At 64.2% G+C, this 20,413-nt stretch carries 20 protein-coding genes and 1 pseudogene; 13 read left to right on the top strand and 8 right to left on the bottom strand.

Annotated elements, in window-relative coordinates:
• Position 1 precedes the first annotated feature (1 nt).
• Positions 2-2,203, bottom strand: coding sequence for an RNA polymerase recycling motor ATPase HelR (gene helR, locus ACZI8Q_RS13815; RefSeq protein ID WP_463374114.1), 2,202 nt, complete (start codon positions 2,201-2,203; stop codon positions 2-4).
• A 300-nt stretch (positions 2,204-2,503) separates the two neighbouring features.
• On the opposite strand from helR, the gene ACZI8Q_RS13810 reads away from it, so the two are divergent.
• A complete protein-coding gene (locus ACZI8Q_RS13810; protein ID WP_463374113.1) occupies positions 2,504-3,544 on the top strand; it encodes a beta-ketoacyl-ACP synthase III in 1,041 nt (346 codons plus the stop codon).
• A 5-nt stretch (positions 3,545-3,549) separates the two neighbouring features.
• On the opposite strand, the gene ppk2 is transcribed toward ACZI8Q_RS13810, so the two are convergent.
• Complete coding sequence (ppk2, locus tag ACZI8Q_RS13805) at positions 3,550-4,545, bottom strand: polyphosphate kinase 2 (RefSeq protein ID WP_463374112.1); 996 nt, start codon at positions 4,543-4,545, stop codon at positions 3,550-3,552.
• 91 nt (positions 4,546-4,636) lie between these two features.
• On the opposite strand from ppk2, the gene ACZI8Q_RS13800 reads away from it, so the two are divergent.
• Entirely contained in the window at positions 4,637-4,942 is a 306-nt protein-coding gene (locus tag ACZI8Q_RS13800; RefSeq protein ID WP_463374111.1) for an MGMT family protein, read from the top strand.
• Between the two features lie 5 nt (positions 4,943-4,947).
• Here ACZI8Q_RS13800 and ACZI8Q_RS13795 read toward each other — a convergent pair whose 3' ends face one another.
• From ACZI8Q_RS13795 to ACZI8Q_RS13770, 6 genes are all read right to left on the bottom strand, one after another.
• A complete protein-coding gene (locus ACZI8Q_RS13795) occupies positions 4,948-5,154 on the bottom strand; it encodes a hypervirulence associated TUDOR domain-containing protein (RefSeq protein WP_463374110.1) in 207 nt (68 codons plus the stop codon).
• Between the two features lie 28 nt (positions 5,155-5,182).
• A complete protein-coding gene (locus tag ACZI8Q_RS13790; protein ID WP_463374109.1) occupies positions 5,183-5,653 on the bottom strand; it encodes a hypothetical protein in 471 nt (156 codons plus the stop codon).
• A gap of 129 nt (positions 5,654-5,782) precedes the next feature.
• Positions 5,783-6,247: a sigma factor-like helix-turn-helix DNA-binding protein gene (locus ACZI8Q_RS13785; protein ID WP_463374108.1), complete on the bottom strand. Its 465-nt coding sequence runs from the start codon at positions 6,245-6,247 to the stop codon at positions 5,783-5,785.
• A 158-nt stretch (positions 6,248-6,405) separates the two neighbouring features.
• Positions 6,406-6,864, bottom strand: a complete 459-nt coding sequence (gene arfB, locus ACZI8Q_RS13780; RefSeq protein WP_463374107.1) for an alternative ribosome rescue aminoacyl-tRNA hydrolase ArfB — start codon at positions 6,862-6,864, stop codon at positions 6,406-6,408.
• A gap of 30 nt (positions 6,865-6,894) precedes the next feature.
• Positions 6,895-8,418: an NAD-dependent epimerase/dehydratase family protein gene (locus tag ACZI8Q_RS13775; RefSeq protein ID WP_463374106.1), complete on the bottom strand. Its 1,524-nt coding sequence runs from the start codon at positions 8,416-8,418 to the stop codon at positions 6,895-6,897.
• Positions 8,415-9,647 carry an aminotransferase class I/II-fold pyridoxal phosphate-dependent enzyme gene (locus ACZI8Q_RS13770; RefSeq protein WP_463374105.1) on the bottom strand — a complete coding sequence of 411 codons (1,233 nt, stop codon included), beginning with the start codon at positions 9,645-9,647 and terminating at the stop codon, positions 8,415-8,417. Before ACZI8Q_RS13770 ends, ACZI8Q_RS13775 begins: the two co-directional genes overlap by 4 nt.
• A 164-nt stretch (positions 9,648-9,811) precedes the next feature.
• Between ACZI8Q_RS13770 and ACZI8Q_RS13765 the strand changes: the two genes are divergently transcribed.
• The 11 genes and pseudogenes from ACZI8Q_RS13765 to ACZI8Q_RS13715 form a co-directional block, all read left to right on the top strand.
• A complete protein-coding gene (locus tag ACZI8Q_RS13765) occupies positions 9,812-10,927 on the top strand; it encodes an acyl-CoA dehydrogenase family protein (protein WP_463374104.1) in 1,116 nt (371 codons plus the stop codon).
• Positions 10,928-11,037: 110 nt separating this feature from the next.
• Positions 11,038-11,712, top strand: coding sequence for a fasciclin domain-containing protein (locus ACZI8Q_RS13760; RefSeq protein WP_463374103.1), 675 nt, complete (start codon positions 11,038-11,040; stop codon positions 11,710-11,712).
• A gap of 137 nt (positions 11,713-11,849) precedes the next feature.
• Positions 11,850-13,169, top strand: coding sequence for an NAD(P)/FAD-dependent oxidoreductase (locus ACZI8Q_RS13755; protein ID WP_463374102.1), 1,320 nt, complete (start codon positions 11,850-11,852; stop codon positions 13,167-13,169).
• Positions 13,166-13,918 (top strand): DUF1365 domain-containing protein, encoded by a 753-nt coding sequence (locus tag ACZI8Q_RS13750; RefSeq protein ID WP_463374101.1) that lies wholly within the window; start codon positions 13,166-13,168, stop codon positions 13,916-13,918. The genes ACZI8Q_RS13755 and ACZI8Q_RS13750 overlap by 4 nt, the downstream gene beginning before the upstream one ends.
• Positions 13,919-13,938: 20 nt before the next feature.
• Positions 13,939-15,324 carry a class I SAM-dependent methyltransferase gene (locus ACZI8Q_RS13745; protein WP_463374239.1) on the top strand — a complete coding sequence of 462 codons (1,386 nt, stop codon included), beginning with the start codon at positions 13,939-13,941 and terminating at the stop codon, positions 15,322-15,324.
• Positions 15,321-16,133 (top strand): DUF1295 domain-containing protein, encoded by an 813-nt coding sequence (locus tag ACZI8Q_RS13740; protein WP_463374238.1) that lies wholly within the window; start codon positions 15,321-15,323, stop codon positions 16,131-16,133. The genes ACZI8Q_RS13745 and ACZI8Q_RS13740 overlap by 4 nt, the downstream gene beginning before the upstream one ends.
• 98 nt (positions 16,134-16,231) lie before the next feature.
• Complete coding sequence (locus tag ACZI8Q_RS13735) at positions 16,232-16,810, top strand: sigma-70 family RNA polymerase sigma factor (protein ID WP_463374100.1); 579 nt, start codon at positions 16,232-16,234, stop codon at positions 16,808-16,810.
• Entirely contained in the window at positions 16,803-17,555 is a 753-nt protein-coding gene (locus ACZI8Q_RS13730) for an anti-sigma factor (protein WP_463374099.1), read from the top strand. Before ACZI8Q_RS13735 ends, ACZI8Q_RS13730 begins: the two co-directional genes overlap by 8 nt.
• A gap of 130 nt (positions 17,556-17,685) precedes the next feature.
• Positions 17,686-18,612 (top strand): non-homologous end-joining DNA ligase, encoded by a 927-nt coding sequence (gene ligD, locus ACZI8Q_RS13725; protein WP_463374098.1) that lies wholly within the window; start codon positions 17,686-17,688, stop codon positions 18,610-18,612.
• 87 nt (positions 18,613-18,699) lie between these two features.
• Positions 18,700-19,731, top strand: a complete 1,032-nt coding sequence (locus ACZI8Q_RS13720; RefSeq protein ID WP_463374097.1) for a GmrSD restriction endonuclease domain-containing protein — start codon at positions 18,700-18,702, stop codon at positions 19,729-19,731.
• Between the two features lie 89 nt (positions 19,732-19,820).
• A pseudogene (locus ACZI8Q_RS13715) lies at positions 19,821-20,413 on the top strand (DNA polymerase domain-containing protein); the annotation flags it as partial.

The following is a 20,413-nucleotide window of genomic DNA, read 5'->3' as shown; positions in this document are numbered from 1 at the left end:
GTCAAGCCCCTTCGAGGACGACCAGTTGCTGTGTGGCCCTGGTCATTGCGACATACCGGTCGACCGCACCCTCGATACCGGTACCGAACTCACCGGGGTTCACGAGGACGACGACATCGAACTCGAGCCCCTTCGCCAAGTCCGGCGTCAGTGATCGCACGCGGGCCGTCGACGCGAACTGATCCCCTTCGACGCCGTCGGCACTGATGACGCAGACGATGCCCTCGGTGTGCTCGGTGAGCCAGGCGTCGACAATCGAACCGAGATCGGATACTCGCCCACGGACGACGGGCAGTCCGTTGCTGCGAATGGATGTCGGCACGTTCGCGTCCGGAAGTTCGGCGCGGATCACCGGTTCCGCTTCCGTCATCACCTCTTCCGGAGTGCGGTAGTTGATGCTCAACGCCGCCGTCTCGATCCGGGCGAACCCAACGCGTTCGAGCCTCTCGTGCCAGGACTCGGTGAATCCGTGCCTCGCCTGGGCACGGTCACCCACGATCGTGAAGCTGCGAGACGGGCAGCGCAGCAACAACATCTGCCACTGTGCGTCGGTCAGTTCCTGCGCCTCGTCCACCACGACGTGCGCGAACGTGCCGGACAGCAGGTCCATGCTGTCGGCCGACCCCGGCAGCGCATCTTCATCCACAAGCATCTCTTGCATATCCGTCTGCCGGAGCTGCGTCATCAGCCCCTCGCCGTCGTCGTAGTCCTTCGAGGCGATCAGATCGTCGATGACGGTGGACCTGCGCTCACGTTCGGCGGCAACGGCAATACGGTGGCGACGGCGCCGACGAGCAGCCTCCGGGTCTCCGAGCCGCTGCCGCGCCGCGTCGAGCAGCGGCAGGTCGGAGACCGTCCAGGCCTTGGCGTCGGTGCGTTGCAGCTTCCGCACCTCGTCTGCGGCGAGCCACGGGGCACACGCGCGCAGGTATGCGGGCACCGACCACAGGTCCGCGACAAGATCGGACGCTTCGACCATCGTCCACGCGTTGTCGAGTGTGCTGCGCAGTTCGTCGTTGTGCCGTAGGGACTTTTGCAGCTCACGATCCGGGGCGTCACCATCGTATTTGTCCATCAGGATCGTCAGCAACAGCTCCCAGACCTCCTCGCGCGCTTCGTTGTGCGGCATTGCTGGGTCAGGTGCTGCGAATGCCTCGGCCCAGTCGTCGGGACCCAACCAGATATCGGACCAGTCGGTCGTGACCGTCATGCCCGTGGTGGGAGGTTCCTCGTAGAACGTCACGGCCGCCTCGATTGCCTTCACCAGTTCCGCCGACGCCTTGAGTCGAGCCACCTCCGGGTCGGATTCGACTGTCGCGGTCGTTCCCTCGGCGACGAGGTCCCGCAGAGTGCACAGTTGCACACCCTCCTCACCCAGACTGGGCAGAACATCGGCGACGTAGGCCAGGTACGGCTCGTGCGGACCGACGAACAGTACGCCGTGACGCAGACGGGGGTCGGAGTAGAGCAGATACGCGGCACGGTGCAGCGCGACGACGGTCTTGCCCGTCCCCGGCCCGCCGTCGACGACGAGCGAACCGTGCGACCCTGCCCGAACGATGGCATCCTGGTCGGCTGCGATGGTGCCGAGCACGTCCCGCATTCGAGGTGACCGGTTGCTGCCCAGGCTCGCAATGAACGCGGACTGGTCGTCGAGTGCGGCCTCGTTCGTCAACCCGTCCGCCGTGAACGCCTCGTCCCAATAGTCGTTGATCCGGCCACCCTTCCAGCGATACCTACGGCGACGCAGCAGGCCCATCGGGTTGCCGTGCGTCGCACCGAAGAACGGTTCGGCCGCGGGGGAACGCCAGTCGACCAGCAACTGCTGACCCGCCCCATCCATGAGTCCGAGCCGACCGATATACACAGTTCTGCTCGGCTCACCCCCATGGGCGGCATCGGCAGTAACGATGTGACCGAGACACAGATCCAGGCCGTATCGGCGCAGCGCACGCAACTCGGCGCCCATCCGATGAATGTCCATGTCCCGCTCCACCAGCGCTTGGCCTGGGTCGCTCCTTTCCCTGCGCCTGGAATCGATACGGGCGCACAGGTCGGCGATGGACTTCTCGAGACTTTCCGCGATGGCCGCGAAATGCCGCTCGTCGTCTTCGATCAGAGCCGGTTCGGCCTTGTGTGCCAGTTCGTCCGGCAAATCGAAGACACCGGTAGAACCCTGACGGGTGGTTGCGCTACGACGCATTCTCACACACCTCGAACCTCATGGATTTCGGATTGGATCAGCGATTCTGCGGCATAACCGGGGCCTTGCCGCAAGCCCCGGGGTGCGCTATAAATTGAGGGTGGAAGGGAGTCGATTCCCCTCCGATCGACATATTCCGTGCGCTCCGTTGCGTCGATTCCGCACCACCACATCTTGCGATTCACACTCCTGGTAATCGGCCGCCCTGATGGCGATACCACCCTGACGTGCATCGCTTCCCCACCCCTCGTCATGAGAGGGATCGGTGAGTAATGTCCCCTCGGAACAGAGGAGCAACGAATGCCCGGAATCACCACTGCAGTGGGTGCGGACCACACCCGCATCCTCGGCCTCGGCGTGTACCGACCTGAACGCGTCGTTCCGAACTCCGAGATCATCGGACCTATCGACTCGAGCGACGAATGGATTCAGACCCGCTCGGGAATCAAAGAACGCCGGTTCGCCGGCGACCACGAGACGATCGTCAGTATGAGCGTCGAGGCGAGCAAGCAGGCTCTCGCTGCTGCCGGCATCACCGCAGACCAGATCGACTGTGTGGTGCTTGCGACGTCGTCGATGATGGTTCTCGGCCCCTCGGCCGGAGCTGTGGTCGCATCAGAACTCGGCATGTCCGATTGCCCGGCGTTCGACGTGTCCGCTGGGTGCGCCGGATTCTGCCACGCCCTTGCCACAGGTTCGGACATGGTCCGCGCCGGCACTGCCGGGTACGTCTTGGTCATCGGCGTCGAACGGCTGACCGACCTGCTCGACCCCACCGACCGGTCCACCGCCTTCATCTTCGCCGACGGTGCGGGAGCCGCGGTGGTCGGCCCGTCCGAGGTGGAGGGGATCGGCCGGGTGGCTTGGGGATCGGACGGAAGCCAAACGGCGGCCATCCAGCAGGACAAAGACTTCAAGTCCTACTTCGCGGAAGTTGCCGAGGCCGAAGCCTCGGGCGGAACGTCGGAGCGCCCCTATATCCGGATGCAGGGCACCGCCGTCTTCCGCTGGGCGGCAACGTTCATCGAGAAAGCGTGCCGCGCCGCGGTGGAGAAGTCGGGCGTCGCAATGGACGACCTCGACGTGTTCGTTCCCCACCAGGCCAACATCCGCATCACCCAAGCGTTGACTCGCGCCCTCCACATGCCTGAACGGATCGTGGTGGCCGAAGACATCGTGGAAACCGGCAATACCTCCGCAGCATCCATTCCCATGGCGATGGAGCAGTTGCTACGCACCGGTCAGGCGAAACCCGGTGACACCGCCCTGCTGATGGGTTTCGGTGCCGGGCTCTCCTACGCCGGCCAGGTGGTCACCATGCCGCCGATTTCCCAGCAGTAAGCGAGCTAACGTTCGCTCTGCTCGTACACCTGGTCGGGCGGCCCGACGATCAACGGATCGGGCGGCCCGACCACGCCGGCGTCCTTCGTCGGATAATCCAAAGTCGACAGCACCCACTGCATCGCGGCAATGCGGCCACGCTCTTTGTCGTTGCTGCGCACCACGGTCCACGGCGCGTACTGGGTGTCGGTCCGGTCGAACATCTTTTCCTTGGCGCGCGTGTAGTCGTCCCACTTGTCCAGCGAAGCCAGGTCTGTCGGGCTGAGCTTCCACTGCCGCACAGGATCGATCACCCGTATCAGGAACCTCGTACGCTGCTCGGCCCTCGACACCGAGAACCACAGCTTCACGAGATGAATCCCCGAATCGGTGAGCAGCTTCTCGAGCGGCGGTGTCTGCTCGATGAACTCCTCGTATTGTTCGTTCGTGCAGAACCCCATCACCCGCTCCACCACAGCACGGTTGTACCAGGACCGGTCGAACAACACGATCTCCCCAGCCGATGGGAGCTGGCTGATATAGCGCTGGAAGTACCACTCGGTGCTCTCACGCTCCGTCGGCTTCGACAGCGCGACGACACGCGCCCCACGGGGATCCAGATGCTGGGTGAACCGCTTGATGGTGCCACCTTTACCCGCGGCGTCGCGCCCCTCGAACAACACCACCACCCGCTGACCGGTGTCCTTGACCCACGACTGCATCTTGAGCATCTCGATCTGCAACGACCGGATCGTGGACTCGTACTCTTCGCGGCTGAGCAAGTCGTCATAGGGATAGTCCTGCTTCCAGGTATCCACTTCTGCGCCGTCCGGGCCGAGGAGGATCACGTCGTCGTTCAACTCTCGGACGCTGAGCCCACCCAGGTCGTCGAGCAGGTCTGCGTCCGCAAGTGCCCTCCGAAGGGTGTCGCGTGTGGCCCGGGAGCGGCCTGCGCCGTGTGGAGTCCGGTGGAAAGCCTTGATCGCGTCCTCCGCGGACATGGTCTTGGGTTCGTTCGTCACCGGCGCGCTCCCTCGTCCGAACCAGCTGGGTTTGCGGGGTCCAATGTACCGAGAACGCGGTGATCAGGGCATGAAGACCTAAGCTGAGATCATGACGGAAGACCCCGTCTCGTCGTTCGCGCGCCGCGTCCTGGACGTGATCGACGAGATTCCACCTGGCCGAGTGATGTCATACGGCGCGATCGCCGACACAGTGGGTGGAAGCCCCCGAGCCGTCGGCCATGTCCTCACCACCTGGGCAGACGAAACCCATTGGCACAGAGTTGTCTATGCCGATGGCACACCCGCATCGTGTCATGGAGGCAGCGCCGTCGATCTACTCGTCGACGAGGGTGTTCCCCTACGTCATGGACGAGTTGACATGCCTCGCGCCCTCTGGTCGGCGAACACGCTGTAGCCGACCTACAGCTTGGTCAACGCACTCCCCTTGTGCATGGCCACATGATCTGTCTTGTCGCTCTTGATCTCGTACTGCGGATCGTCCTCCGAGCAACGGCGAATGTGCCCCTTGTATTCGACGTCCGTCGTGTGCTTCTTGGTGATGATGCCGCGAACGTGACCCGCCTCGGAGTTCCATTCCACGTGGTCACCAACCGAAAACTGGGTCACAGCTGCACTCCCTTCCGGCCGGGCGTGTTCATTGCAGCGCTCCGATCGGCTTGGGGCACAGTTCTTGGCGAGACCTGTTCCAGAACACCAGGAGTTCCCCGGTCGGCGCATCCGGATGGTCCACTCGCGCCGTGTCGAGGAAGTCGAACGAAATCCGGCCCGGGGTTTTGGAGATCGCGCACGCCTGCAAACTCAGTTTCGCGGCGGCCGGAAAGCCGATTTCTCGGGCGAACGACCCGTAGGCGTCCGAGTTCACGAACTGCTCGAGATCTGCGCCCCACGTGTTGTAAGCGGTCTGCAGATCGAAGTCACACGGTGTACCGAACAGCTCCGTGCAGGTAGTGGGCTGCCCTCCGATCGAATACTCGGCGTCGGCGAGAGTGCGCACCGTGGTGTCGTCCTCTTCGGCGTTGAAGTACATCCACACCGCTACCACCGCCACCACGACAACGATCACGATGACGAGCCCGTATACGAACCTTCCGAAACGCTCCACCACGCACCATTCCCTCCGTCAGCGAAAACTCAGGGCTGGTGCCATCCATCCTGCCTGATCAGCGCTTCCGGGTCAGCCGTTTTCGCCCTCCCGACCGTGCGTGCACGAGGAGTCCAGAGACTCGTCAACCACTCACAGGGCATCAGCCCGCAAGGCTTCCAAGGCTCCGTGCTGCACGAGAAGCACGCGACCTACCGGCAGTCCCAGTACTCCCGCCGTGTCGTATTTGGACAGCCCGTCGATCATGCGCAGCACGAGGACTTCACGTTCCACCGGTGCGAGATTCTGGAGGCGGCCGGAGTCGGGGCCGCTGGGCTCGACTCCCGATTTCACCGCGAATGCGCGCAATGTCCGGTACATGTGCCGCAGCGGGTGCTTCATCCGTGCCCGAGTCGCGAGCTCCGACGCGACGACGAAACAGGCTTCTCGAGCGAGTGCCTCGACAGAAGGACCAGTGCCCGACGCATCGGCCACCCGAGCCCGGAAGTACTGCACGATCCGGGGCCACAACACTTCGAGCGCGCGTTCGGACGCCCCCAGGCCACCCGGATCCGCGTCGGCCACAGCCGTACGCAACTCCTCGCCCTGAACGCTCATACCATCCGACCCCGATCGTGCTCACGTGCACTACTACCTGCACCTTCAATCGTGAAGCATGCTCGAATCCCCCACATCGGGCTCAGCACCGAGATTCGACTCAGGGTTTTCACCCTGCAGTCGGAGTCCGTCCGGTACTCAGGTGCCGTACCGGAGGACTACAGTTCCGGCCTCCGCCTCAGGTTCTTGACCTGACCGCGCTTCTTCTTGGAGTCGAGTCGTCGACGGTGCGAGCCCTTGGTGGCGGTGGTCGGACGGCGCTTTCGGGGTTGGGTGAGCAGAGCACAGCGCAGAACAGCGGCCAGCCGCGACCGCGCTGCCCGGCGGTTGCGCAGTTGGGAGCGGGTCTCGGAGGACACGACCGTGAGGACGCCGTCGACCATCCTCGAATGCAATCGATTTTGCAATCGCTCACGTTGAGATGGAGACAACGTCGACAACGTCAGCAGGTTCAGGCCCAGCTCGACGCGCGAATCGGTGGTGTTCACCCCCTGGCCGCCCGGCCCGCCGGAACGAGAGAACCGCCAGATCAGTTCGGCGGCCGGCACAGTCAACGAACGGGTGATCTCGAGATCCGAACTCACCTCGCTACGCGACTCCTTCCTCGCCTCGTTCATGCAGACAGTGTCGCACCGAGTGTCGACACGTCAGCGAGCGCGCACGAGACTCACAACCTCACGCACCGAACCCGCGGACGTCAGACGCGACAGGGTGCCGTCGTGCCGGACCCTACGCGGCAACAGTCCATCCGCGGGATTGATCGGCGCGATTCTGCGCGGCCCCGACCATCGCCGCCGCAGCGTGTCGCAGTCGGGGTCGCCGAAGCGGACGAGTCGCGGAGTGCCCCCGAAGCGACGACGCGCGTAGTCGACCGCAGCCGACAGCGCCTTCGCCGCCGCCGATTCTGGCACGCGCCCCCGCTTGCCGGTGCTGAGTCCGTGCCCAGGCAGATCCACCAACACCGTGTTGACGCCGTTCTCGGCCATCTCCACCGCGACCGACGTCAGATAGCGCGCATGGAGACCGAGTGGAGCCGGGACGACCACGGTGCCGTCTGGGTTCGACGCCGTGTGAGCCTCCACGTGCACAGCGTCGTCGGCAATCGGGATCTGTGCGTGATCGACTCGGAGGCTGTCCACGCCGAGCCCCTTCACACCCAGCCCGTCGACGCCGACGAATTCGGACGCCGGCTCGAGCGCCCGTTCGCAGGCCAGATACCGTTCCAGCGCGTCCCGCCCACGCAGAAGGGGCTTTCCCTGCAGAAGAATCATGATCGCCGCCGCCTCCTTCGCCGTCGACGTCGGCATCCAGCCGGTCTCCTCGCTCAGTCTTGTCGAGTCGACCACGGTTTCCCCCGCGGTGACCCATTGACCCGAGAAGCGTGTGAGGCGCAGGCGAAAAGCGACGTTCGCGCCGACGACGGCGGCGCGCTCGGGGACCGAGAACATGCGCTGGCCCTGCATTGCCGCCAACTCACGAACCCCCACTGCTTCGCGGGGACCGAGGTTGAACGGGCCCACCAGATCCGTCTTCGCTGCTCGATGGAACGCATCGGCCATGTCGCGTTGGTGGAGAAACTGGTAAGCGGCAATATCGGCTCGAGGAAAAGCACCCACCGCGCCGGTCAACTGGTCGATACCGTCGTTCGAAAGGTCGGGGCCGATGATGTAGGTCGGACGAAGCATCGAAATCGCCATTTCACCCGGGTGCCGGCTGGTCCACCAGTCTGCGTAGTGCTCGACTTCCGCCTTGTCGTGGAAGTAGTACCGCACCGGGTCGCCCTCCGGGTAGACGGATTCGTCGACCGGCTCAGCGTAGGGCTCCGGCCCGTATGCGTTGATACTGGAGGCGATGACCACGCGCCGCACGCCGGCGCGTGCAGCCGAGTCGATGACGTTGCGCGAACCTCTCAGGTTGATGTCGTGGGTGACGCGCTTGTCCCGAATCTCCTCGACCACGAACGCCAAGTGGATCACCGCCTCACAGCCGCGGAACACCTCTTCGATCTGTGAGTCGCGGATATCCATACGGACGAACTCGAATTTGGGGTGCCGCAGCGTGAGCGGTCGACGACCCAGCCCCACAACGCAATCGATCTCCGGGTCATCCAGCAGCACCGGAAGTATCGCTGCGGCGAAGTCGCTGGTTGCTCCCGTGACGGCAATCTTCATGCCGCTGCCTCGTCCACCGTCTCGGAAATGATGTCGATCGCGCGGTCGAGTTGCTCGTCGGTGTGCGTCGCCATGACGCAGAGCCGCAGCATGGCACCGGACCTCGGGACCGCCGGATACAGCGCCGCACTGGTGAACACCCCTTTGTCGAACAAGGCTCGCCACAGACTCATTGCCTCGAGATCGTCACCGATGTGTAGCGCGACGATGGGGGTGACCGTGGTACCGCCGCCCGGCAGCGGCGACAGCTCACCGACATCGAGACCGTTCTCCACCAATCCCGCGCGGAGCCGCCCCGCATTGTCCAACGCACGTCGGGCGCGCTGCGCTCCCTCCTCGCCTCGAATCAGACGAATCGCGGCGAGGGAGCCACCGATGGCCGCCGGTACGCCGGAGGTGGTGAACAAGAACGCTTTCGCATTGACCCGCAACGAATCGAGCAGGTCGCCCGAACCCGCGATGAATCCGCCGGTGGAGCCGGGACTTTTGGACATCGACGCCATGCGTACGTCGGTGGCCTCGTCGACGCCGAGAAGCTCGGCGGCACCGGTTCTGTTGTCTCCGAACAAGCCCAGGCTGTGTGCCTCGTCGACCATCAGCGCAGCCCCGAACCGATCACATGTCGCCGAGATCTGCCGTAGCGGCGCGAGATCACCTTCCATCGAATACAGCCCGTCCACGATCACCAGCACAGCACCGTACCGATCACCGGCTTCCTCGAGGATCCCCTGCAGGTCGGAGACGTCGTTGTGCCGAAATTTTGTGGTAATGGCACCGGACAACGCGCAACCGTCGCGTATCGATGCGTGCGCCGCCGAATCGATCACCACAGCGTCACCCGGCCCGACCAACGCGCTGATCGTGCCGAGGTTGGTCTGGTATCCGGTGGTGAACACCATCGCGTCCTCGGTGCCGTGCCACTGCGCGATCTCCGACTCCAATTCCAGGTGGAGATCTATGGTGCCGTTGAGCAGACGACTTCCGGTGACGGCTCCGCCGAACCGATCGAGGGCATCCTGGGCGCCCTTGTGAATGTCTGGATGATCCGCGAGACCGAGATAGTTGTTGGATCCGAGCATGATCTTGTCCTTGCCCTCGACGCGCACGATGTTGCCCGTCGCGGACTCCATGACGCGAAAATAGGGGTTTCCTCCGGCTCCGCGCCCTGCCCTGAGCAGTTCCACTCGGTCGTCACCCGCAAGTCTGCTGACCAACTTGTTCACGGCCATCGATATCAATCTCCTCGCACTCGTGTGTTCGGGATTTCCGTGGTGATTCGGAGCGCGCCCGGTCGCCGGATTGGAGCCCGACCAAACCGCGCCTGTGCGCGGCCCCGAATAACTATCGAGTCGCCGGGTACCCGGGGCTGCCACGAACAATCTCGAGGAGCGCCATGACCGCATTGATGTCCCGCGAACACCAGGCACTACACGCGTACCTCCCCGATCTCGCCGCCTTTCTCGACAGAACTCCGCTGCTGGAACTCGAGTCGCGGGGCGGTGGCGCAATCTCGAAATTTCGGGATTCGGGCGGCACCGCTTTGACGATCCGGAAGGAATCGGGCGGGCTCGGGGCGTCCGCGTTGGATTCGGTGCGGGTCCAGCGCGCCATCGGCAGCCGTTCGCCCTCCCTGGGAGCGGCCACAACCATGCACCATCTGTCGCTGGCCACCCTCAACGAATTCGCGCAAGGAGCCGGGGAAGACGACCGGAAGCTGATCGAGGGCCTGGTGCAGCAGAGGGCGGTGATCGCCTCCGGTTTCTCCGAGGGTGTCACCGGAGGCAGTGTCTTCATCCCCACCATGACCGCGCGAAAGAAGGGGGCGCATTACGTCGTCAACGGCAGCAAGAAGCCGTGCAGTCTCTCCGGGTCGATGAATCTTCTCACCGCCAGCGTCGAAGTGGACACCGGTGAGCGGGCGATTGCGCTCATCCCGGCCGAATCACCGGGGATCACGGTGCGCCCGTTCTGGGAATCGTGGGTACTGGCCGGCGCCGAGAGCGACGAAGTGCTTCTCGAAGACGTCGAGGTTCCCGAAGACCTGGTACTCGTCAACGACGCCGATGATCCGGGCGGCGAACACGAGATGACCGGCTACCTGTGGTTCGGGATGCTCATAACCGCAAACTATGTCGGTGCTGCGAGTTCACTGCTCGAGCGGCTTCTCGCGGCCGGCAAGAACGATCACGAAGGCTACGTCCGGGCCGCCGCCGAACTCGAAAACGCCATGTCGGCGATCGAGAACATCGCACGTGCAGTGGACGAAGGCGAACGCGGCCAGGACATCTCGGTACGACTGCTGTTGTGTCGCATCTCGATACGAGATGCGCTGGTCAGATCGTCGTCGGCAGCGATCGAATCACTGGGCGGCATTGCCTTCATCAAGTCGTCGGACATCGGCTACATCGCCGCCGCAGTGCAGGCGTTCGCGTTCCACCCACCGTCACGTCGAGCGGTGTCCGAATCACTTACCAAGTACCACACAGGCGACGAGTTCGCCTTCGTCTGATCAGGTTCCGGTGGGCGCCTGCCGGAAGCGCCCATCCAGAATGTCGTCGGCTCCGAATTGCTGTCGACAGTGCGCTTCCGCACACCCCTATCGGAGAGAGGCAATCCCTCATGAACGTCACCACCCGTGTTCTCGCACTCGCCGCAAGCTCGTCCCTGGTGTTACTCGGCGCAGCCTGTTCGTCGGACGATTCGTCAACCGGGGACACCGCAGCGACAGCAACAGAATCAGCCGCGATGACGAGCGAATCGGAGTCCGGAGAAACGACGTCCGGCGCCACAGCCGATCCTGCCGCGAACCTGGTCGGCGCCGGCTGCGCCGAATACGCGGAGACCGTTCCGGAAGGCCCCGGATCGGTGGCCGGCATGGCCCAGGACCCGGTCGCCGTGGCAGCGTCCAACAACCCGATGCTGACGACTCTCACCTCCGCCGTTTCCGGCGAACTGAACCCTGACGTCAATCTTGTCGACACGCTGAACGGAGGCGAATTCACCGTGTTCGCGCCGGTCGACGACGCGTTCGCACAAATCGACCCGGCGACTATCGAGACGTTGAAGACCGACGCCGCGATGCTCGAAAGCATCCTCACCTACCACGTGGTGCCCGGCCAGATCCCGCCCAGCGACATCGACGGCGAACATGCCACCGTTCAGGGCGCCACCGTCACCGTCACCGGGTCGGAGGACGAACTGATGGTCAACGAGGCAGGCGTGATCTGCGGTGGCGTCCAGACCGCCAACGCCACGGTCTACCTCATCGATTCGGTTCTCATGCCCCCGCAGTAAGACTGCGCTGAGCACACAGTGGCTGCCGGTATCCACGCGATACCGGCAGCCACTCCTGTCGTGTAGTTTGCACTGCTACCGAACCTGCGGCGTCCCATCCAGATCCTCAGCCGCTACGAATCCCCTGTATGGAGCAGATGCAGCAGAGGAGTGTCGCAGTGATCGGCAGCGGAGTGGCCGGACTGACGGCCGCGTACGTCCTGTCGAACCACGACCGTGTGACCCTCTACGAGGCCGACACCCGACTCGGCGGCCACGCCCACACCCACCGCGTCCAACTCGATACCGGCACGACCGTGAACGTCGACACAGGCTTCATCGTCCACAACGACCGGACGTACCCCACCCTCCTGCGCCTCTTCGCCGAACTCGACGTCGCTACCCAGGACTCCGACATGTCGATGTCCGTCCGCGACGACGAGACCGGCCTCGAGTACGCCGGTGCCAAGGGTGCGAAAGGCTTGTTTCCCGGGCCACGGAACCTCGTGCGCCCGCGTTACTGGCGGATGCTCGGCGAGGTCCTGCGTTTCCACCGACGAGCACGCGCGTTGCTCGACGGTCCCGACAGCGGCGCGACGCTCACCGAGTTCCTCGACCAGAACGGATTCAGCCGGTACTTCGTGAAGCATTTCATGACCCCACTCGTTGCCGCGGTGTGGTCGTGCGCCCCGGACAGCGCCGGCCGATACCCGGCTCGATACCTGTTCACATTCCTCGACCACCACGCCATGCTGTCGGTGTTCGGCTCCCCCACATGGCGAACAGTGACGGGCGGGTCAGCCCGGTACGTCGCACGCGTCGTCGACCACATCGACGAAGTTCTGGTCGGTACCCGTGTGCAGCAAGTTCTCCGCGATGACCAGACCGTATGTGTCGTCGACGACAGCGGAGAAGTCCGATACTTCGATGCCGCGGTGGTCGCGGTGCATCCGCATCAGGCGCTTGCCCTGCTCTCGGAACCCACCGAGCAGGAGTCCGACGTGCTGGGGGCCATGCCCTATTCGGTGAACCGCGCGCAACTGCACACCGACACCTCGGTGCTCCCTCGAGCGAAAAATGCCCGTGCCTCCTGGAACTACCTCACACCTGCCGAGGGCCACAGCCCAGGCGTGGTGGTCACCTACGACATGACTCGCCTGATGCGACTCGAATCCGTCGGCGATCGCAGGTTTCTGGTCACCCTCGGTGGGGCACATCTGGTGGACCCGTCGACGGTGATCGCGGAGATGACCTATGAACACCCGCTCTACACGCCGGAGTCCGTTGCCGCCCAGGCGCGGCTGGCCGAACTCGATTCCGACACTTTCGCGTTCGCCGGTGCTTACCACGGGTGGGGCTTCCACGAGGACGGAGCACGCTCCGGCCTGCGGGCCGCCGAACGGATCGGCGGCGTGTGGGACACCCCAGATCGATTACCCCACTCGCCGGATGCAGTTTCGCCGGAGGTGAGGGTATGAATACCGTCGCCGAAACCCCGTCGATCTACACCACCACGATCCGGCACGCTCGTACCGAACCGGTCCACAACAGCTTCGAGTACACCAGTAACAGCTGGTACATCGATCTCGACCACGTGCCAGTCTTGCCTGCTTGGCTCCGGCCGTTCGCCGCGTTCCGGGCGGAAGACCACTTCGAGCCGACCCCGGACGGCACCCCTGACACGTTGCGCGGACGAGTCGAGAGCTTCCTCACCTCGCAAGGTGTGTTCTTGCGCGGTGGGCGCATTACAGCCCTGCTCAACGCCAGAGTGCTCGGCTATGTGTTCGACCCGCTCAGCCTCTACTGGTGCCACGATGCCGGCGGCGCCCTGCGCTGCGTCGTCGCGGAGGTGCACAACACCTACGGTGGGCGGCACAACTATCTACTCGAACTCGACGAGACCGGCCGTGCGCGGGCCGACAAGGAGTTCTACGTCTCGCCGTTCAACGACGTGAGTGGCCGTTACGAGATGCGGTTACCCGAACCCGGTGACACGCTCACGTCCACCGTGGTGCTCCATCGCGAAGGCCACGCGCCGTTCGCGGCCACCGTGCGCGGAACCCGACACGACGTCACCACGGCAACCGTGCTGAAAACCCAGCTCCGCACCCCGCTGGCACCGCTGGCGGTGTCGGCGCGCATTCGCATACAGGGGATCGCGCTATGGGCTCGCGGACTGCCCGTGGTGCCGCGATCCACAGTTCGCAGACGGGAGACGGTTCGATGACTCATCCGCAACCGCACACGATGCACGCTGCACCCGTTTCCGGCGGCGCAGACCTCGAGGTCGTCGATTCGGCACCCGTTGTCGACGCCGGGACATGGCCGGGGCTTGGCGACGTACCGGCAGGCTTACGTGCCGCGGCGGCGGCGAAGGTCGCAGACCGGCTCTTTCGTCGTGCCGCCGGGCACCTCGACGTCCGAATCGAATATCCCGATGGCACCCTCGTCGGAGCGGATCATCACAGGGCGATTCTGCCCCGCATGATCATTCGCAACCCCGACGCGTTCATGCGCCGCGTCGGTCGCGACGGCCTGATCGGATTCGGTGAGTCGTACATGGCCGGAGAGTGGACATCCCCGGACCTTGCCGGTGTTCTCGGTGTCTTCGCGTCGCGAATGGCGAACCTGATCCCACGCCCCCTACAGACCCTACGTGGATTCTATGTGGCCCGGCATCCTTCTCGGGAAATCGGGTCCGAGCAGAACACTCGCTCCAACATCTCCCGGCACTACGACCTGTCGAACGAATTGTTCGCACTGTTCCTCGACGAGACCATGACCTATTCGAGCGCACTGTTCGCGTCCACTGCCACCAAGGTGAGGCAGACCCGCAATGTGTCCATGCTGCGGGCGCCGCTGCCGCAGACTTCGCCCACCGCACACCAACTACCACAGGCTCAGCGCCGAAAAATCGATCGACTCCTGGACGCGGCCGGTGTTCGACGGGGCACCCGGATGCTCGAGGTCGGAACCGGATGGGGCGAATTGTGCATTCGCGCTGCCGAGCGCGGCGCCGTGGTGCGGTCGGTGACACTGTCGAGTGAGCAGCAGCGTCTTGCCCGCGAGCGCGTGGCGGCGGCAGGGCACTCGGAGTCCGTTCGCATCGATCTTCTCGACTACCGCAAGGTGGACGGCGAGTACGACGCCATCGTGTCCGTGGAGATGATCGAAGCGGTCGGACACCAGTACTGGGAAGCCTACTTCCGCACCCTCGACGAGCTTCTCGCTCCCGGTGGTCGGGTTGCGCTGCAGGCGATCACGATGCCGCACGATCGGATGCTGCGAACCCGCAACACCTACACGTGGGTGCACAAGTACATTTTCCCCGGCGGTTTCCTGCCCTCCACCGAAGCGATCGAATCGGTGACCGAACGCCACACCGAACTGCGTGTGCGTGAGCGACTCAGCATGGGTCAGCACTACGCGGAAACCCTCAGGTTGTGGAAGGAAGAGTTCGGCGCCCACAGCACACACGCGGAGGCACTCGGCTTCGACGAGACTTTTCGTCGGATGTGGCACTTCTATCTGTGCTACTCCGAAGCCGGCTTCCGGTCGGGGTACATCGACGTGCAACAGATCGTCCTGGGGCGTGACTCGAACGCAGCCACGAGGGCGCGATCATGCCCGTGAACGGCTTCTCGTGGAGTCAGCTCGTCGCACTGTCGGCGGCCAGCCTTCTCCTACTCGCGATTCTTCAACTCGGTACCTTCCTCGTCGGCAGACGCATCGGGCGCTACAACGTGGTCGATGTCTCGTGGGGTCTCGGTTTCGTGCTCGTCGCGCTCGCAGCAGCGGTAATCGGAGACGGCGACGGTATACGCAAGTGGTTGTTGTTCGTGCTCGTCTCGGTGTGGGGACTGCGACTGTCCTGGCACATGCACCACAAGTCTGCAGGCAAGGGTGAAGACCCCCGATACGTGGACATGCTCGACCGCGCAGGCGGCGATTCGACGGCGGTGGTACTGCGGAAGATCTTTCTCACGCAGGGACTCGCACAATGGTTCGTTTCACTGCCACTGCAATTGTCGGCGATTCTCGGACCGACGACGGGCATCGGAATGCTGATCGCCGTTCTCGGCGTCCTCGTGTGGACGGTCGGAATAGTCTTCGAAAGCGTCGGTGACCGGCAGCTTGCGCAGTTCAAGTCGAACCCCGCAAACAAGGGCAAGATCATGGACACCGGGCTCTGGGCCTGGACACGGCACCCGAACTATTTCGGCGACGCCTGCGTGTGGTGGGGGCTGTGGCTCGTCGCTGCCAGCGTGTGGCCAGGATCCCTGACCATACTTTCTCCCGCGATCATGACCTGGTTCCTCGTGTTCGCGACCGGTGCGCGGTTGCTCGAGAGGTCGATGTCGCAGCGACCCGGATACCACGACTACCAGCAACGCACCAGCTTCTTCATCCCATTACCGCATACTCGCCCGGAGCCGAGGTGACGACTGTGACGGCCTTGACTGCACTCCCACTCGTGCCGTGTGCATCACGCCTCGGTTGGCGTGCGGCTAGGCTGTGCATCGATGAACGGACATGGTCGATGACAGGAGTTGCCGGAGACACGGACAGCGTGACTCTGACAGCGCTCCTCGCGCGAATCGCGGACGGCGAGAGGGCAGCGTTCACCGAGTTCTACGGACGCACCAGCTCCCGCGTCTACGGCATGGTTCTGCGGGTTCTTCGCGATCCGGGCTACAGCGAGGAGACCACACAGGAGGTCTACCTCCAGGTCTGGAATTCTGCGGGTACGTTCGACCCGAAACAGGGCTCTCCGTTGGCCTGGCTCATCACCTTGGCGCATCGGCGTGCTGTCGACCGGGTGCGCTCGGAACAGTCTGCTTCCGATCGTGAAGCCGTCTACGGAGCTGCCAGCTGGTCCGGCCCGTTCGATTCGGTCTCCGAGGAGGTCGGCCGGCGGGGAGACGGCAAACAGGTCACCGACTGCATGCAGTCACTCAGCGAGGTGCAACAAAAGTCCGTTGGCCTGGCGTACTACGGAGGCCTGACCTACCGCGAAGTGGCGGAACGGCTGTCCGTAGCCTTACCGACTGTCAAGTCACGGATACGAGATGGCCTGATCCGACTCAGGCAGTGTTTGGGGGTGACGTTCCATGAATGAGAGCAACCCCGGACTGATCGATGTCGCTCCCGCTTACGCTCTCGACGCGATCGACGATGCCGAGAGGCGCGAAATCGACAACGCAGTCGAAACTGCGCACCCGGACACCCGGGCCGACTTCAGAGTCGCCGTACGCGAAGCGCAAGAAACGATGGCGGCTCACTCGACAACTACCGCGACGCAACCACCTGCGCATCTCCTCGAACGAATCCTGGATTCGTTACCTGACACTGTTGCGCCTTCGCCCGAGGGTGCCGAAACGACGGCACCGACGTCACTGGACCATGCACGCGCTCGACGCAATCGCATTCTGGCGGCCGTCGGTGCCGCGGCCGCTGTCGTGCTCATCACGATCGGTGGTGCCACAGTGGCGCAGCAATTCCGATCCACTCCGTCCGAACCGATGACCGCACAGATCATGGCGGCGGACGACGTGCGTACGACCACCGCCGACATCGGCGCAAACGGTTCGGCCACCTTCGTGTACTCGGAGGAGATGAATGCGGGCATGCTCGTGATGAACGACGTCACCCCACCGCAATCCGACTCGGTGTACCAGATGTGGCTGATGGGCGCTGGTGAGCCCGAATCGGTCGGGATCATGGACCAGGCCGACGTGGGGCCCTCCACCACCGCCGTCATCGAGAACCTGGACCAGGCAACCACCCTCGGATTCACTGTGGAACCTCGCGGTGGCTCACCACAGCCGACAAGCGACCCGTTCGCGGCGATCAGCTTCGCCTGAGCACCTGGGACCACACCCCATAGTTCGGTACCTGCGTTCCCAGCCGAAACTCATGGAATCGGCGGTACCGTCGAAGGCCACGGCATCCGGTGAACTGCTCGAGCCACAAACGTGATCCGAGGAAACCACGATGGCAGGAAAGAACGCGGCGTCGGCGGTGGAGGTACAGGTTGGTGGGCGGTCCGTGCGCATCTCGCATCCGGACCGCATCGTCTTTCCCGCAACCGGTACGACCAAACTCGATCTGGCCCACTACTACCTGAGTGTCGGCGACGGCATCGTGAACGCACTTCGCGAGCGCCCTTGCATGATGCACCGGTACCCGGACGGGCTCGACGGCGAGAAAGTTCACCAGAAACGCCTGCCCCGCGGTGCTCCCGATTGGGTCCAAACAGCGCACGTCGACTTTCCTCGGTACGGCCGTCATGCCGAGGAACTGTGTGTCACAGAGTTGGCCGCCGTGATCTGGGCGGTCCAGATGTCCACGGTCGAGTTCCACCCGTGGAACTCGCGGCGGGCCGACGTCGAGCGCCCCGACGAGTGGCGGATCGACCTCGATCCCATGCCCGAATGCGGGTTCGACACCGTGGCCAGCGTTGCCGGAGTCGTCCACGAAGTGCTCGGCGAACTCGGCGCCACCGGCTGGCCGAAGACGTCCGGCGGCCACGGTCTTCACATATACGTACGTATTGCACCGGATCATGGATTCGCGGACGTCCGGCGTGCCGCGCTCGCGTTCGCGCGAGAGGTCGAACGCCGCGCCCCTGCAGACGCGACCACCACCTGGTGGCGAAAGGAACGCGATCCGCGTCAGGTTTTCGTGGACTACAACCAGAACGCGCGCGATCACACCATTGCCGCTGCGTACTCGGTACGCGGCGTCCCCGATGCGACTGTGTCGACACCGGTGCTGTGGGACGAGATCGACGCCCTGCACCCACGAGATTTCACGATCGATACCGTCCCAGCCCGGTACGCCGAACTCGGAGACCTGCATGCCGGTATCGACGACGCCGTGTTCGACCTCGAACCGCTCCTCGACTGGGCCGCCCGGTGAAGGTGAAGGGGCCTCCGGCCGGGTTGTAACGATTCGGACACATCGACAGACATACCATCGAACCCCCGACCGACAGGAACGAACGCCGTGACTCACACGCCTATCGCACCCCGTAAGAAATGGCCCTGGATCGCCGGTGGTGTGGTTGTCGTGGTCGCCCTCACGGCATGCACGGATTCGGACGACGAGCCCACGTCTGTAGCCGAATCGGTACCCATCACGGCGGTTGCCACCGCGGCACCCACGTCGAACACTGTCGTTCCCACTCCGGAAACTCCTGAACCGGCTACAGCACTGCAACTGGCGGTCGCACCCGAACCGGAAACCGGGTCGTTCGCCGAAGCCGCCCTTGCGCAGCTCAGCTCCCTGGCGATCAAGGGCCGCGCACCCAAGACCGGATACGACCGGGACCTTTTCGGGCAGTCCTGGACGGACGACGTGGACGTCGCAGGCGGTCACAACGGGTGCGACACCCGAAACGACATTCTGCAGCGCGATCTCGTCGACATCTCCTTCAAACCGGGCTCCAATAATTGCGCAGTGCAGACCGGCACCCTTCACGACCCGTACACCGCGACCGCCATCTCGTTCGTCCGAGGCGCAAACACCTCGAGTGAAGTGCAGATCGATCACGTCGTTGCATTGTCCGACGCATGGCAGAAGGGTGCACAGCAACTCGACACCCGCACCCGCGAGAACTTCGCCAACGACCCCCGCAACCTGCGCGCCGTCGACGGACCCACCAACCAGCAGAAGTCCGACGGCGATGCCGCGACCTGGTTGCCGCCGAACAAGTCCTACCGCTGCGAATACGTTGCCGCGCAGGTCGATGTGAAGGCCGCCTACAACCTGTGGGTCACCCAGGCCGAGCACGATGCCATCGAGCGAGTGCTCACCAACTGCGGCGACGCGCCGGCACCCCCACCACAGGCCACCACCGCCAACACTCCTGCACCCACATCGCTGGCCGAACCGGAGCCGGTGATCGCCGAGGCACCACTCGGTCCGTTCCCGAACTGTGCCGCCGCACGGGCAGCCGGAGCCGCACCCGTGTACGCCGGCACGCCCGGCTACTCCCGGAAGATAGACGGCGACGGCGACGGGGTGGGCTGCGAGTAGCGAAAGTCCTGTCTAACCCAGGCGCAGTGCGTCTTTCGTGATCTCGTCGACGGCTGCCAGCCCACTGAGTCCCATCGTCAGATCGAAGTGAGCGCCCTTGCATGATGCACCGGTACCCGGACGGGCTCGACGGCGAGAAAGTTCACCAGAAACGCCTGCCCCGCGGTGCTCCCGATTGGGTCCAAACAGCGCACGTCGACTTTCCTCGGTACGGCCGTCATGCCGAGGAACTGTGTGTCACAGAGTTGGCCGCCGTGATCTGGGCGGTCCAGATGTCCACGGTCGAGTTCCACCCGTGGAACTCGCGGCGGGCCGACGTCGAGCGCCCCGACGAGTGGCGGATCGACCTCGATCCCATGCCCGAATGCGGGTTCGACACCGTGGCCAGCGTTGCCGGAGTCGTCCACGAAGTGCTCGGCGAACTCGGCGCCACCGGCTGGCCGAAGACGTCCGGCGGCCACGGTCTTCACATATACGTACGTATTGCACCGGATCATGGATTCGCGGACGTCCGGCGTGCCGCGCTCGCGTTCGCGCGAGAGGTCGAACGCCGCGCCCCTGCAGACGCGACCACCACCTGGTGGCGAAAGGAACGCGATCCGCGTCAGGTTTTCGTGGACTACAACCAGAACGCGCGCGATCACACCATTGCCGCTGCGTACTCGGTACGCGGCGTCCCCGA

The sequence above is a fragment of the Rhodococcus quanlei genome, assembly GCF_055231015.1.
The sequence above is the reverse complement of the archived record's forward strand: the minus strand, read 5'-3'. Positions and strand labels throughout refer to the sequence as shown.